The organism is Lactobacillus sp. HBUAS51381 (assembly GCF_012641095.1).
In the GTDB taxonomy this organism is placed as follows: Bacteria; Bacillota; Bacilli; order Lactobacillales; family Lactobacillaceae; genus Levilactobacillus.
In genome coordinates this window covers 134,166-149,860 of record NZ_JAAVSC010000002.1, presented here as the reverse complement: position 1 = coordinate 149,860, position 15,695 = coordinate 134,166, and the positions used below count along the sequence as shown (strand labels likewise).

General features: G+C 51.9%; 12 protein-coding genes. All 12 read left to right on the top strand.

The window, feature by feature from the left end; genetic code table 11:
* The coding region (locus HEQ50_RS01400; protein WP_211089144.1) for a site-2 protease family protein at positions 1–362 on the top strand (362 nt) is incomplete at its 5' end.
* Positions 363–398: 36 nt separating this feature from the next.
* The gene (locus HEQ50_RS01395) at positions 399–2,123 is read left to right on the top strand and encodes a proline--tRNA ligase (RefSeq protein WP_168898678.1); all 1,725 of its coding nucleotides are present in this window, start codon (positions 399–401) and stop codon (positions 2,121–2,123) included.
* A gap of 271 nt (positions 2,124–2,394) precedes the next feature.
* The gene (locus tag HEQ50_RS01390; RefSeq protein WP_168898677.1) at positions 2,395–6,738 is read left to right on the top strand and encodes a PolC-type DNA polymerase III; all 4,344 of its coding nucleotides are present in this window, start codon (positions 2,395–2,397) and stop codon (positions 6,736–6,738) included.
* Positions 6,739–7,369: 631 nt separating this feature from the next.
* Positions 7,370–7,645: a hypothetical protein gene (locus HEQ50_RS01385; RefSeq protein WP_168898676.1), complete on the top strand. Its 276-nt coding sequence runs from the start codon at positions 7,370–7,372 to the stop codon at positions 7,643–7,645.
* 127 nt (positions 7,646–7,772) lie between these two features.
* A complete protein-coding gene (rimP, locus tag HEQ50_RS01380; RefSeq protein ID WP_168898675.1) occupies positions 7,773–8,246 on the top strand; it encodes a ribosome maturation factor RimP in 474 nt (157 codons plus the stop codon).
* A gap of 23 nt (positions 8,247–8,269) precedes the next feature.
* Positions 8,270–9,499 (top strand): transcription termination factor NusA, encoded by a 1,230-nt coding sequence (gene nusA / locus HEQ50_RS01375; RefSeq protein WP_168898674.1) that lies wholly within the window; start codon positions 8,270–8,272, stop codon positions 9,497–9,499.
* A gap of 26 nt (positions 9,500–9,525) precedes the next feature.
* A complete protein-coding gene (gene rnpM, locus HEQ50_RS01370) occupies positions 9,526–9,822 on the top strand; it encodes an RNase P modulator RnpM (RefSeq protein WP_168898673.1) in 297 nt (98 codons plus the stop codon).
* Positions 9,815–10,120, top strand: a complete 306-nt coding sequence (locus tag HEQ50_RS01365; RefSeq protein WP_168898672.1) for a ribosomal L7Ae/L30e/S12e/Gadd45 family protein — start codon at positions 9,815–9,817, stop codon at positions 10,118–10,120. The genes rnpM and HEQ50_RS01365 overlap by 8 nt, the downstream gene beginning before the upstream one ends.
* A gap of 47 nt (positions 10,121–10,167) precedes the next feature.
* Complete coding sequence (infB, locus tag HEQ50_RS01360) at positions 10,168–12,615, top strand: translation initiation factor IF-2 (protein WP_168898671.1); 2,448 nt, start codon at positions 10,168–10,170, stop codon at positions 12,613–12,615.
* 18 nt (positions 12,616–12,633) lie between these two features.
* Positions 12,634–12,984, top strand: coding sequence for a 30S ribosome-binding factor RbfA (gene rbfA, locus HEQ50_RS01355; protein WP_168849026.1), 351 nt, complete (start codon positions 12,634–12,636; stop codon positions 12,982–12,984).
* A 563-nt stretch (positions 12,985–13,547) separates the two neighbouring features.
* Positions 13,548–14,456 carry a tRNA pseudouridine(55) synthase TruB gene (gene truB, locus HEQ50_RS01350; protein ID WP_168898670.1) on the top strand — a complete coding sequence of 303 codons (909 nt, stop codon included), beginning with the start codon at positions 13,548–13,550 and terminating at the stop codon, positions 14,454–14,456.
* Positions 14,457–14,480: 24 nt separating this feature from the next.
* Positions 14,481–15,431, top strand: coding sequence for a riboflavin biosynthesis protein RibF (gene ribF / locus HEQ50_RS01345; protein ID WP_168898669.1), 951 nt, complete (start codon positions 14,481–14,483; stop codon positions 15,429–15,431).
* Positions 15,432–15,695 lie beyond the last annotated feature (264 nt).

Genomic DNA, 15,695 nt, shown 5'->3' with positions numbered 1-15,695 from the left:
CCTGGACGATGACCAAGGCCCTGTTTGGCGCTCTGTGGAGCATGGTGTCCGGCCACTTTAGCCTAAACGACTTGGGCGGGCCCGTGGCCATCTTCGCCACGACCTCACAGGCGACGCAGTTTGGACTGGTCGGGGTGTTGAATTTCCTGGCCTTTCTCTCAATTAACTTGGCCATTGTCAATTTACTACCAATTCCTGCCTTAGATGGTGGTAAAATATTATTGAACTTTATTGAGGCGATTCGGCGCAAACCACTTTCCGAGAACGTGGAAGCGGGGATCACGCTGGTGGGTGTTGGCTTCCTGGTAATCTTGATGCTACTGGTTACTTGGAACGACATCGAACGCTACTTTATTCACTAGTAAAATAGGGATGTAACGAGAAGGGAATATTTGACTATGAAACAATCGAAATTACTCATTCCGACGCTTAAAGAAGTACCAAATGATGCGGAGGCCCTGAGCCACCAAATGATGTTACGGGCGGGTTATATCCGTCAGGTCACAGCGGGAGTATATGCGTATTTGCCACTAGCTTACCGGGTGTTGGAGAATATTGAAAAAATTATCCGGGAAGAAATGGCGAAGATCGATGCCGTGGAAACGCTGATGCCGGCCATCTTGCCCGCTTCGTTGTGGGAGGAATCCGGTCGTTATGAGACATACGGTCCTAACTTATTTAAGCTGAAGAACCGGCACGATAGCGACTTTATCCTGGGTCCCACCCATGAAGAAACCTTCACGATGTTGGTCCGCGATGCCATCAAGTCCTACAAGCGGTTGCCGTTGGTCATGTACCAAATTCAACCCAAGTATCGTGACGAAGATCGGCCACGCTACGGGTTACTCCGGGGCCGGGAATTCATCATGGAGGATGGCTATTCCTTCACGATTAACGATGAGGACTTGGATCGGATTTACAACCAGATGGAGCAGGCCTACGAAAACATCTTTGACCGGGTGGGCTTAAACTACCGGGCCATCGTGGGTGACGGTGGTGCCATGGGTGGTAAGGATTCCAAGGAATTCTCCGCCATTGCCCCGGTGGGTGAAGACACGATTGTTTACTCCGATTCTTCCGACTATGCGGCCAACTTGGAAATGGCGCGGAGCCTCTTCATCAGTAAGAAGTCTCACGCGCAACCCGAAGATCTGCAGAAGATCGCGACGCCGGGTGCCAAGACGATTGCAGAAGTTGCCGATTTCTTGGACGTGAAAGCCGCCACGTTGGTTAAGAGTATGTTGTACGTCGCTAAATCCGTGGACGCCGATGACCAACCCGTCATGGTTCTGGTTCGCGGTGATCACGAGGTCAACGAAACCAAGCTGAAGAACTACCTGAACGCCGACTTCTTGGATCCCGCAACGCCGGATCAAGCTAAGGAATTCTTGGGCGCTAACTTTGGTTCCCTGGGCCCTGTGGGTGTGGGCGAAGATGTTAAGATCTTGGCCGATCAATACGTGGGCGATATGGTCAACGTGACCGTGGGCGCCGATGAAGATGGTCATCATTACATTAACGCCAATGCGGGTCGGGACTTCAGAGTTGATGCGTATGCCGATCTGCGAGAAGTTCAACCGGGCGATTTATCACCAGATGGCGCCGGGGTCTTGAAGTTTACCAAGGGAATTGAAATTGGGCACATCTTTAAGTTGGGCACCCGTTACTCCGATGCTTTGGGGGCCACGGTACTAGACGAAGGTGGCCGGCAAAAGCCTGTCGTTATGGGCTCGTACGGGATCGGTGTTAGCCGACTATTGTCCGCAATTGCGGAACAACAGGCCGATGAAAACGGTCTGGTATGGCCACGGAACATTGCGCCATTTGACATTCACCTGGTTCCCGTTAACCTGAAGAAGGAAGACCAAGCCAACCTGACCGATGAACTGGAAGAACAGTTGACGGCCAAGGGCTATCGGGTCTTGACCGATGATCGGAAGGAACGTCCCGGCGTTAAGTTTGCCGACTCCGATCTGATGGGAATCCCAGTGCGGATCACCATTGGTAAGAAGGCGGGCGAAGGCATCGTTGAAATTAAGATTAGAAAGACTGGTGAAACGGTCGAAGTTATTAAGGATGAAGTCGCAAGTACTGTGGAGATTCTCTTTAAGGACATCGACTAGCTTACCGAAAAGACCAGCTAGCGGCTGGTCTTTTTAGTCTTTCAGCTTAGCAATGGCTGACGGGGATAGTGTTGGTGTTGGCCGTTCGCCAACTATGGGTTGAAACGCGGACCATCTGTAAAGCTAAGCCAAGCAACGGGTATTTGTAACAACGCTTGGCGAGGGAAGGTTAATTAACAGCCAAAGACCAATCTCAACAAATTCAGCTCAGCCAGCCTAAGTGCTTTAAGCAATTGTAAATAGAGTCAAACAGTGTGAAAGGAGTTCGCTTGTGGACGAAGATCGCCATGCATTATTCGAAAAATTATTACAACAACTAGATTTGTCTGGTGCGGCGAATCAGCCGTATTTCCAGACCGCTACAATTGACCGATTGACCGTTCACGAACAGTCGCGGCGCTGGCATTTTCATTTGAAGTTACCCAGCATCTTGCCGTTTACCGCCTTCGTAGAGTTTCACAACCATTTACAGATCGCCTTTCGGGAGATTGCGACGGTGGAGGCTTCGATCAAAGTCGACCAACCGAAGCTGACCGATCGCCTGCTGGGTGATTACTGGGAATGGGTCGTCAAGAACAGCGGTCTAACCAGTAATCTGGTTCAGGAGCTCTGCCAATCTCAGGTTCCCCAGATGGATCCGGACGGCCGCGTCCTGTTGTACGCTCAAAATGAAGTGGTGAAGAACTTTTTGGCCAATCAGGCGTTAGGGCCCATTGAGGATACTTACCGGCAGGCTGGCTTTCCGAAGTTCAACATCCACGTGATGGTGGACGAGTCCAAGTCGCAGGCCAAGATCGACGAGTTCAAGGCGCGGCAGGAAAAGACCGATGCCCAGTTGGCCCAGCAGGCTGCGGCGGCGATTGAAAAAGCCAACCAAAAACGTGCCAGTCAGAGCAACGGTGACGTACAGGCCGCTAGTGGACCAACTCAGATTGGGAAGGCCATCAAGGGCGATCAACCGACGATGCGCATGGTCGACATTACCCAAGAGGAACGGTCAGTGATCGTTGAAGGGTACATTTTCGACAAGGAAGTCCGTAAATTACGGTCAGGGCGCCAACTCCTGACTATTAAGATTACCGACTACACGTCGTCGATTGTTGTGAAGAAATTCTCTCGGGGGGCCGAGGACGAAGCGCAATTTGCCGGGGTTGAAGAAGGCAGTTGGGTGAAGGTTCGCGGGAGCGTGCAGGAAGATAGCTTCATGCGTGATCTGGCCCTGAACGCCTACGACATCAATGAAGTCAAACATGCTAGTCGCCAAGACACGGCACCGGCCGACGAGAAACGGGTGGAACTCCACCTGCACACCACGATGAGTCAGATGGATGCCACCAATCCGATTGGCGATTACGTCAGTCAAGCCAAAAAATGGGGGATGCCCGCGTTAGCCATCACGGATCACGCCGATGTGCAAGGGTTCCCCGCCGCCTTCAATGCGGGGGCCAAGGCCGGCGTGAAGATGCTCTACGGAGTGGAAGCCAATTTGGTGGACGATGGAGTCCCGATTGGGTATAACAGCGCCCACGTGCCCCTAGACGGCGCCACCTACGTCGTCTTTGACGTGGAAACCACCGGTCTGTCCGCCATTTATGACAAGGTCATTGAACTGTCCGCGGTCAAGATGGAGCATAAGAACGTCATTGCCCAGTTTGAGGAATTTATCGATCCGGGATTCCCACTGTCCGAACAGACCACGAACCTGACCAGTATCACCGATGATATGGTGGCGGGTTCCAAGTCCGAGGAGGAGGTCTTCAAGCTCTTCCGCGAGTTCTGTGGCGATGCCATTATCGTCGGACACAACGTCACCTTCGATGTGGGGTTCATGAACACCGGCTACAAGCGGCACAATATGCCGGAGATCAGCAATCCCATCATCGATACCTTGACGTTGGCACGGTTCCTGTACCCGACGCTCAAGAGTTACCGGCTGAATACGCTGGCGAAACGCTTCCATGTCAGCTTGGAACACCATCACCGGGCCGTTTACGATGCCGAGTCCACGGGTCACCTGAACTATCTGTTCTTGAAGGACGCCGAGGACCGTTATGACATTCAGTATCACGACCAACTCAACGATCATATGACCGATAACGATGCGTATAAACACGCGCGGCCCAGCCATGCCATCCTGATTGCCAAGACGCAAGCGGGATTGAAGAACATGTTCAAGCTGGTTTCGGCTTCGAACGTGGACTACTTCTACCGGGTACCACGGGTACCTCGGAGCGTGCTGGATCATTACCGCGAGGGGATTATTGTCGGGTCAGCCTGTTCGTCGGGTGAAGTTTTCACCGCGATGATGCAAAAGGGCCAGGTCGAAGCGGCGGCGAAGGCCAAATACTACGACTATCTCGAAGTCCAACCCAAGGCGGCTTATCAGCCACTCATTGATTCGGGCTTGATTGCCGATGAATCCAATCTGGAAGAAATTGTTGGCAACATGGTGCAATTGGGGCACGACCTGAACAAGCCGGTGGTGGCTACGGGTGACGTGCACTATCTGAACCCGGAGGACTACATTTACCGGAAGATTCTGATTCACTCGCAGGGGGGCGCCAACCCACTGAATCGGCAGGAATTGCCCGACGCGCACTTCATGACGACCAACGAGATGTTGGCCGACTTTGCCTACCTGGGCGAGGACACGGCCAAGGAAATTGTGGTCACCAACACGCAGAAGATTGCCAATGACGTGGATGAGGTACATCCGCTGAAGGACAAGCTCTATACGCCGCGCATGGAAGGTGCCGAGGATGAAATTCGGCAACGGACCATGGATACGGCACACGCGTGGTATGGCGATCCACTGCCCGAGTTGGTTCAACACCGGGTCGACCGGGAATTGAAGTCGATCATTGGGAACGGATTCTCCGTGATTTATTTGATCGCGCAACGACTGGTAGCCAAGTCCAACAAGGACGGGTACTTGGTTGGGTCGCGGGGGTCCGTGGGATCCAGTGTGGTGGCGACGTTTACCGGAATTACCGAGGTGAACCCCTTGCCGCCACATTACCGGTGCCCAAACTGTCAGTATTCGCACTTCTACACCAAGGGGGAATACAGTTCTGGCTACGATTTACCGGAAAAGAATTGCCCAAAGTGTGGCACGCTGATGATTGGTGATGGCCATAACATCCCGTTCGAAACCTTCCTGGGCTTCAAGGGAAACAAGGTTCCTGATATTGATTTGAACTTCTCCGGGGACTACCAACCCATTGCCCATAACTATACGAAAGTTTTGTTCGGCGAAAAGAACGTGTACCGGGCCGGAACGATTGGCACGGTGGCGGACAAGACGGCCTACGGGTACGTGAAAGCCTACGAGCGCGATACGGAACAAACGTTTAGGGGCGCGGAGATTGATCGGCTAGCCAAGGGGGCCACCGGGGTCAAGCGGACGACCGGACAACATCCTGCGGGGATCATCGTTGTGCCGGACTACATGGATATTTACGACTTTACGCCGATTCAGTATCCGGCCGATGATCAGAACGCGGCTTGGCAAACGACCCACTTTGATTTCCATTCGATTCACGACAATATTTTGAAGATTGATATTCTGGGACATGATGATCCAACCATGATTCGGACGCTGCAAGATTTGTCTGGGGTCGATCCTCAGACGATTCCGATGGACGATCCGGGCGTCATGGCGTTGTTCTCCGGTACCGATTCTCTGGGGGTCACGCCGGAACAGATTCAGTCCAAGACCGGGACGCTGGGCGTGCCTGAATTTGGGACGCGGTTTGTCCGGGGGATGCTCGAAGAAACCCACCCGAAGAACTACTCGCAACTGCTACAGATTTCCGGCCTGTCTCACGGGACCGATGTGTGGTTAGGAAACGCCGAAGAGTTAATCAAGGCGGGAACCGCCACTATCGCCAACGTGATTGGCTGCCGGGATAACATCATGACCGACTTGATTAACTTTGGCCTTGATTCTGAAACCTCTTTCCAGGTCATGGAGCACGTGCGGAAGGGCCGGGGGATTCCCGACGAGTGGCAGGAAAAGATGAAGGCCACCGACTGTCCCGACTGGTACATCGATTCTTGTTTGAAGATCAAGTACATGTTCCCGCGGGCCCATGCCGCCGCTTACGTGCTGATGGCATTGCGGGTGGCTTACTTCAAGGTCTACTTCCCGATTATTTATTACGCCGCTTACTTCTCCGTGCGGGCCGATGACTTCGACGTTGTCGCCATGTCACAGGGCAAGACGGCGGTGAAGGCCGCCATGAAGGCGATCAATGATCAGGGGATGGATGCCTCGACCAAGGACAAGAACCTGTTGACGGTGCTCGAACTCGCTAACGAAATGCTGGAACGGGGCTATAATTTCAAGATGATCGATCTGGAAAAGTCCGACGCGGCCGACTGGATTATCGATGGTGACACGTTAATTGCGCCATTTAAGGCGGCTCCCGGACTCGGGTTGAACGTGGCCAAACAGATTGTGGCGGCTCGTAATGACCGGCCATTCATCTCCAAAGAGGACCTCGCTAAGCGTGGAAAGGTCTCTAAGACGCTGATTGATTTCATGACGGAAAACGGTGTGCTCGATGGCTTGCCGGATGAAAACCAGTTGAGCTTGTTCGACGACATGATGTAGGTTACGACTCGCTTTCTTGGCTAGGTAGCCAGCATCGCCTATGCGCTTAATGCCTATCTAAAGATTGAAAGATAGAAAACAGCTAAGATTCCTGGTGTGACAAGGATAGCAACCATTATAATATGATAGTCGCGGGCTGGCCGCCTTACCGTTCGCCAAATTTGGTCTGGATCGCGGTGGGAAGGATCGGAAAAAGCCAAAGTGTTGTCTTTTCCCTCGCTTTGAGCCGTCAGTCCGCGTCTCAAAGACGCCATTTACCAGGAAAAATCGCTTGGTAAATCCCACGGCTGAGACCAAATTTGACTCACTCACGGCTGCATGAGATGTATCCAATTAAACTGACCGGACGTTGCCATTCCAGCGATGTCACCACACGTTTAGTGGCTTTCAACCTTTAGATGCCTATTTAGAAAGCCCATTAGTACAGCTTAAATGCTGCGCTAATGGGCTTTTTTCGAATTGATTAACTGACCGACAAGATCGGCCGCTAGGGATCGAAGCATAACCCACAGTTATCGGGATTAATCGCCTGGTAAGCGCTTACAAAACCACTGAGTTATGGTACAATAATGGTGAGGAATCAAAGAACCTAGGACTCAGTACTAAACTCTAACGAAAGCGGGTGTTCACCATGCTCCAGCGGTTTGCACGGTTACCAGATGGGTGGCTCTTCCTGGCAGGCTATTGTTTGATTGGTTTAGGTTATGTGTTATGTGGTTTGGTGGCAACTGTTGCGGCCGCGCCCTTCCTCGCGGTTGTGATCGGTTACTTCCTGATTGCGTTTATTCTGACGGTCGTCAAGGCGATTAGCTTAAAGGAAATGGCCTTGAATCGGTTAAATCTATTGGTTTTTGAATTCATTACGATTGCGGGATTTATTTTACTACTGTTCACTTGTGAACAGTAGCCGGCACAATGGTTGCAATCCCGCGTGAACTGTAGTAAAGTAGGCTTTGTAGTTAAACTCGTTTTTTAAATGAGTGAGCAGTCCATGCTCACTCTTTTTAATGGAAAAATGTAGGAGGCGGAATTCTTTGAGTACAGTCGTCGAGACCGTGACGGACCTGGCCCAGCCAATTGTGGCGCATCATCAATTTGAATTAGTTGACGTTGAATTTGTCAAGGAAGGTAAGAGCTGGTATTTACGGGTCTACATTGATAAGCCCGGGGGCATTAACATTGAAGAATGTGCGATGGTGAGTGATGAGTTGTCTGAGAAGTTGGACGCAATCGATCCAGATCCCATTCCCCAAGCCTACTTTCTCGAAGTTTCTTCACCCGGGGCCGAGCGTCCACTGAAGAAGCCGGAAGATTTTGAACGGGCCGTGGGTGATTATATCCACGTTTCTCTCTACCAAAAGATTGGTCAGAGTAAGGTTTACGAAGGGACATTGGAAGCGTTACGTGACGATGCCTTGGACTTGACCGTTAATTTAAAGGGGCGCATCAAGACGTTGACCATTCCACGTGATGCGATTGCCCAAGCCCGGCTAGCTATCAAGTTCTAACTAAATAAGGAGCGAAACACAACATGAGTAAAGAATTATTAGGTGCCCTTGACGTCCTGGAGACGGAGAAGGGTATCCAGAAATCAGTCGTTATTGACGCCTTGGAAGCAGCCCTAGTGTCTGCCTACAAGCGTAACTACGATCAGGCCCAAAACGTCGAAGTCCAATTCGATCAAAAGAAGGGTGACATTCACGTCTTTGCCGTTAAGAAGGTTGTCGACCAGGTTTACGATTCACGGCTAGAAGTGAGCTTAGACGATGCCTTAGCCATCAGTAAGGGGTATGAAATTGGCGACGACATCAAGTTCGAAGTGACCCCCAAGAACTTTGGACGGATTGCGGCACAAACGGCCAAACAGGTCATCTTGCAGCGGGTTCGCGAAGCAGAACGGAACATCATTTACGATCAATACAGCCAGTATGAAAATGAAATCATCACCGGTGAAGTTGAACGTCAAGATTCTCGTTTCGTCTACGTCAGCTTGGGGAAAGTGGAAGCGGTCATGGGTCGTCAGGATCAAATGCCTAACGAAACGTACCGGATTCATGATAAGATTAAGGTCTACGTGACGCGAGTTGAAAACGCCACGAAGGGTCCTCAGGTCTTCGTCAGCCGGACTCACGCCGACCTGTTGAAGCGTCTGTTCGAACAAGAAGTGCCGGAAATCTTCGATGGTACCGTTGAAATCATGGCCATTGCGCGTGAAGCCGGTGACCGTGCCAAGGTTGCAGTTCGTTCCAACAATCCGGATATCGACCCCGTGGGTACCAGTGTTGGTCCCCGTGGTCAACGGGTTCAAACCATTGTGAACGAACTGGGCGGCGAGAACATGGATATCGTTGAATGGACGGATGACGAAGCGAAATTTATCGCTAACGCTTTGAACCCGGCCGAAGTCTTGGACGTCATCTTTGACCCCAACAACGAGCGGGCCTGCCAAGTCATCGTTCCGGACTATCAACTCTCACTGGCCATTGGGAAGCGGGGGCAAAATGCCCGTTTAGCCGCAAAGTTGACCGGTTATAAGATTGATATTAAATCAGAATCCGAAGCTTCTGCTATAATGGAAGCTGATCAGGCGGCTGAGGATCAACCAGCGTCTGACGAGGATGTGCCGGCAGAATCAACGGCTGACGATGTTACTGCCCCTGAAGCAACTGCGGATGACGCCGTAGACGAGGAGACATCGGAAGCAACTACGGCCACTGATGAGACGTCTGACGTCACGCCCGACGACCCATCGGCTGAGTAACGCCACACCTAAGGAGGTTTGGTCCCATGAAACAACGAAAAGTCCCCATGCGTAAAGATATTGTGACTGGGGAAATGGCACCTAAGAAACAATTGGTTCGGGTTGTGCGTAACCAGGACCAAGAAGTAAGTGTCGATCCAACCGGTAAGCAGTCCGGCCGCGGTGCCTACATCGCTTTAGATGTGGCCATCGCCAAGCGGGCGAAGAAGGAACGGACCTTCGATCACGTCTTTGGCGTTAAGATCGATGATGCGTTCTACGATGATCTCATTGCTTACGTGGATCACCAACAAGCACGGCGGGAATTATTCGACAATGACTAATTTCGAGCGTGCTTTACAACTTTTAGGATTAGTCCGGCGAGCAGGAAAACTGGTCACTGGCGAATCCTTCGTCATGGCCGCGGTGCGTGATGGCTCTGCAAAGATGGTGTTACTTGCAAATGATGCGGGTAAGACCAGTCAGAAACAATTCCGCGATAAGACCACAAGCTATGGCGTCCAATTAAACGAGGATTTTACGAAGGATCAGTTGAGCACGGCCATTGGGTCGGCGCGCACGGTCCTTGCAATCACCGATCCGGGATTCGTCCGGAAGTTACAACAATTACTTGCTAAGTAGCCGCCTGACGTTCTCGTGATCGACAGAATACAAAGGAGTGTGAAGATATGGGGAAGAAGCGAATTTATGAACTCGCCAAAGAAATTAATATCTCCAGTAAACAGATCATTGCGAAAGCCGAAGAAAAGGGCTTTCCGGTGAAAAACCACATGTCAACGCTCGGCGAGAACGAAGAACGTCAGCTCCGCGAAGCCTTTCACAGTCGTCCGGCTGGTAAGGCGAGTCAGGTCAAGCCTGCGAAGCAACCGGCTATGCAGGCAGCACGACCGGCCAGTCAGAAGAGTGATCACCCGAAGACCAGCCACAAGACGACCACACAAAATGGGAGTCAACGGGCCGGCGGTAACGCCCACGCGAACAACGGGGGTAGCCGGAACAACAACGGTAACGGGAATCACCAGACGACGCAACGGTCGACCACCAGTAATGGCGGTAATCGCAATCAACAACGGAACACCAGCACTAACAATAAAAATAATAATGGCCAGTCCGGAAAGCAAAGCAACACGCAACATAATTCCGGGACCGGCAGATTTGGTGGAAGCTTGAATAATAATACAAATAATAGTAACGGCCGGCGCGGTAGCAGCAACGGCAATAGCCGTGGGGGCCGGAATAACCGGAACAACCGCAACAATCGCCGTCGTAACAATAACAATAATCGTTACAAGAAGAATCAACGGATTAAAGACACCAATCAACACAAGGGTGCACCAGAACGGAAGAACAAGGCCTTACCTGATGTATTAGTCTATACGGACGGCATGAACGCCCAAGACTTGGCCAAGATCTTACACCGTTCCTCAGCTGAAATTGTAAAGAAACTCTTTATGCTGGGCGTCATGGTTAACCAAAACCAATCGCTGGATAAGGATACCATTGAAATCTTAGCGGACGATTACGGTATCAAAGCCCAAGAAAAGGTCCAAGTTGACGTGACGGATCTCGATAAGTTCTTCGATGCCGAAATGGCCAACACGGATCACCTTGAAACGCGGGCACCGGTGGTTACCATCATGGGTCACGTTGACCATGGGAAGACGACGTTGCTGGATCATCTGCGTCACTCTCACATTACTGAGGGTGAAGCCGGTGGGATTACGCAGGCGATTGGGGCCTACCAAGTCCACTACAACGACAAGTCCATCACGTTCTTGGATACACCAGGACACGCGGCCTTTACCGAAATGCGGGCGCGTGGTGCCGAAATCACCGACATTACGGTCTTGGTTGTGGCCGCTGATGATGGCGTGATGCCACAAACCATCGAAGCCATTCACCATGCCAAGGCTGCGGGAACGCCAATCATTGTGGCCGTCAACAAGATTGATAAGCCAGGGGCTAACCCGAACCACGTCATGGAACAGTTGACGGAATATGAATTGATTCCTGAAGACTGGGGTGGCGACACCATCTTCGTTGAAATCTCAGCGAAGTTTGGCAAGAACATCGACGAATTGCTCGACATGATTCTCCTGCAGGCCGAAGTGTTGGAATTGAAGGCCAACCCAGAACAAAATGGGGTAGGTTCCGTCATCGAAGCCCGTCTGGATCAAGGCCGCGGTTCCGTAGCCACCTTGCTGGTTCAACAAGGGACGTTGCACGTTGGAGATCCCATCGTGGTCGGCAATACCTTTGGTAAGGTCCGGACGATGACCAACGAACGTGGTCGGCGGATTAAGGATGCCAAGCCATCGACGCCAGTGGAAATCACCGGGTTGAACGACGTCCCAGAAGCCGGAGACCGGTTCGTGGTCTTTGACGACGAAAAGACGGCACGAGCTGCTGGTGAAGAACGGGCCAAGGAAGCCTTGGTTCAGGAACGGAAGAACACCAGTCACGTGACGCTAGACAACCTCTTCGACTCCCTTAAGGAAGGCGAAATGAAGGAAGTTGACGTCATCATCAAGGCCGATGTTCAAGGTTCCGTTGAAGCCTTAGCCGGAAGTCTGAAGAAGATCGAAGTGTCCGGCGTGCGGGTCAACATCATTCACTCCGCCGTTGGGGCCATTAACGAAAGTGATGTGACCTTAGCCGAAGCTTCCGATGCCATTATCATTGGGTTTAACGTACGGCCAACACCACAGGCCCGGGCCCAAGCCGATAGTGACAAGGTGGACATTCGTCTGCACAACGTCATCTACAACGCCATCGATGAAATCGAGACGGCGATGAAGGGGATGCTGGAACCAACCTACGAGGAACAAGTCACGGGCCAAGTCGAAGTTAAGGATATTTTCCACGCTTCCAAGGTCGGGACGATTGTCGGTGGAATGGTTACCGAAGGCTACATTACGGCTGATGCCGATGTCCGCTTGATTCGGGATGGCGTGGTCATCTACGAAGGTAAGTTGGGCAGTCTGAAGCGTTTCAAGGACGACGTCAAGCAGGTTAAGATGGGTTATGAATTAGGATTAACTATCGAGAACTATAACGACATTAAGGTGGACGACGTGATCGAAGCCTACGTAATGAAGGAAGTTCCCGTTAAATAAAAATCGGAGGCAAACGTCATGGCACAATATCGAGTTGGCCGGTTGGAACAAGAGATCCAACGGGAAGTTACGGATATTCTCCTAAAACGTGTCCGCGATCCGCGGGTCGAGGGCGTCACCGTTACCGGCGTGGAAGTCACAGGTGACTTGCAGCAGGCAACGATTTACTACAGTATTTTATCGGACAAGGCTTCTTCTGTGGAAAAGACACAGCAAGGGCTGAAGAAAGCTACGGGACTGATTCGCTCTGAATTGGGGTCACGCTTGAGCATCTACAAGACGCCCGAGTTAACCTTTGAGCAGGACCAATCTGTGCGTTACGGTAGCCGGATCGATGAACTGCTAAACGATCTCCATCACCAAGAGTAATTCTGGGTGAGCGAGATGGAGGCGTTGGTCCAAATGGATCAACGCCTCTTTTTAGGTTCCGCTGCTGGCTGTGTGATAAGACTGGCGATCTGACTGTTCGCCACAACAATCGCCTGCGGCTGCCAGAAATTCCGCCTGCTGTGGGGACGGCAAAAGCCTAATGAAGCGGTCTTTTGCCTCGACTTGGAGCCGAAAAACACGTCTCCAAGTACGTCCAGTGAAGTAACCTGGCCAAGAACGCCAGCTAACTTCACACCCACTGCTGGCTCCATTCCCGGTTGATCTCTGAGGTCACATGGGTGTGTGTTGCTTATCAACACGCCCGGAGCCGAGAGTGGACCAAATCTGTGCTTAGCCGGGAGATTTCTGATTGGTCATTTGCTAGTCAAAATAGGCGCCTGGGAGATGCCGAATTGTAGTGGTGCTAAGCAAGGGCTCCAAACTTGCTCTAGTTTCTCAGCGTTCCAGATCAGATTTTGCGAATGGTAAGGTGGCCAGAAACGTCAACTGAAAATGATTCATTGAAGAGAAAAAGCAAGATCCAGAAACGGAGGAAACAGGACATGGATGGGATTATTCCGCTTTATAAGGAACGCGGCCTCACCAGCTTCGATTGTGTGGCCAAGCTGCGGCACATTTTGCATACCAAGAAGGTTGGTCACAGTGGGACGTTAGATCCCAGTGTTGATGGCGTTTTGCCCATCTGTATTGGCAGTGCAACCAAGGTCGTACCTTATCTGATGGCCTCGGGTAAGGTCTATCGGGGCACCGTCACGCTTGGTTTGGCCACGACCACGGAGGATTTGGACGGTGAGGTAATCGACCGCCAGCCTTTGACAACCCCGTTTGATCGCGCTAAACTGCTTCAAGCGGCCGCGACACTGACCGGGACGATTCAACAGACCCCACCAATGTACTCGGCGGTCAAGGTCAATGGTCGAAAACTCTACGAGTATGCGCGGGCCGGCGAGACCGTTGAACGGCCGACCCGGACCATTACCGTGACGTCGTTTGAGTTGGTCGATGCTGGTCGGTTTGATGCCGAGCAGGGCACCCAGACGATTGCGTTTGAGATTGCCTGTTCTAAGGGGACCTACGTTCGGACGTTGGCGGTCGATCTCGGTCGACAGTTGGGCGTTCCCGCCGTGATGGCCTCACTGACGCGGTTAAAGAGCGGTGGTTTTGACTTAGCCGATACCGTGACCCTGGAACAGGTGGCCGCCGCGATGGCCGATGAAGACCTGTCTACAATCTTGCGGCCAATCGACTACGCCCTGCGGGATTATCCGCACGTGGCGTTGTCCGAACGGTTATGGGGGTTGGTTAAGAACGGGGTCTTCTTGGATGAAGCCCAGGTCGGTAGCACGGCGCCGGTGGTGGCGCTGACCTATCAGGACCAGACAAAGTGTCTGTATCAGTATTTACCCGAAAAAAAGCAATACAAACCATTAAAGATGTTTACAGTGAATTAAAAGTTGAGAAAGAGGCGTCTAGTCATGGAAGTTATTCGAATACATCATCCCCTAGACCCACGCCAGATTCCCAATGAGCCGGTTGTTTTGGCCATGGGATTCTTTGATGGCGTTCATCGGGGGCATCAAGCGGTCATCAGACGGGCTAAGGCGCTCGCTACGGCCAAACAGGTCAAACTCGCGGTATTGACCTATGACCATCACCCGGCGCTGGTCTATCGCCCGTTAGAGGGGGATGATCGTAAGTACCTGAGTACGCCAGACCGAAAGCTCCAGCAGCTGGATCGGTTGGGTGTTGATCGGGTATTTCTGGTGAGTTATACCGGTGACTTCTCGGCACAAACGCCCCAGGAATTTGTCGACCATTACCTGGTGGCCTTTCACACGGTAACGGCCGTGGCTGGATTTGACCACACCTATGGCAAGAAGGACATCGCCACGATGGATCGACTACCGGCGTACGCCCAGGGCCGGTTTGATGTGGAAACCGTGGCCAAGGAAGCCAGCAATCAGGAGAAAATTAGTTCCACGCGGATTCGACAGGCCATGAAGGCCGGGGACGTGGACACGGCCAACGCTTTGTTGGGGTATCTCTACCGTTCAACCGGGGTTGTGGTCCACGGTGAGGCGCGTGGGCGAACGATTGGCTTTCCCACGGCCAACGTCTTGACACCGGAAAACGAATGGATTCCGGGGATTGGCGTGTACACGGCCCGCTTAAAGGTCGGCGCCATCTGGTATCCCGGCATGATTTCGGTCGGACGTAACGATACATTCGGCGATAATCGGCCGATTACCGTTGAGATGAATCTGTTGGATTATCAGGGGAATCTCTATGGCGAAAACGTGGAAGTTGAGTGGCATCACCGTTTACGTGGTCAGGTGAAATTTGACGGCGCAGATGGTTTAATCGCGCAATTGAAAAAGGATGAGGCCGCGACCCGGACGTATTTTTCACGGGTAGCCGCTGATTAAGCACTGACAAGAGTGGGACAAAAGGCGATTAGCTGGTGAGCATTAAGGCAGATAACCGAATAATCCTGGGCTTGAATTGTTTGGTTATCTGTTTTAAGCGGAACCAGCTGCCTTTTGGCCTACGTTTCGGCAATTTAGGTTCGGAGACGCAAAGAGTCTGGGCGGTTTTGTCCCAGACTTTTTTGATTCAACATGGCGGGATTGAGAAGATAAGGGTAAGTCGCATTAGATTTGGTCTGCGGAGAAATGCTGAGATTCCCCGTA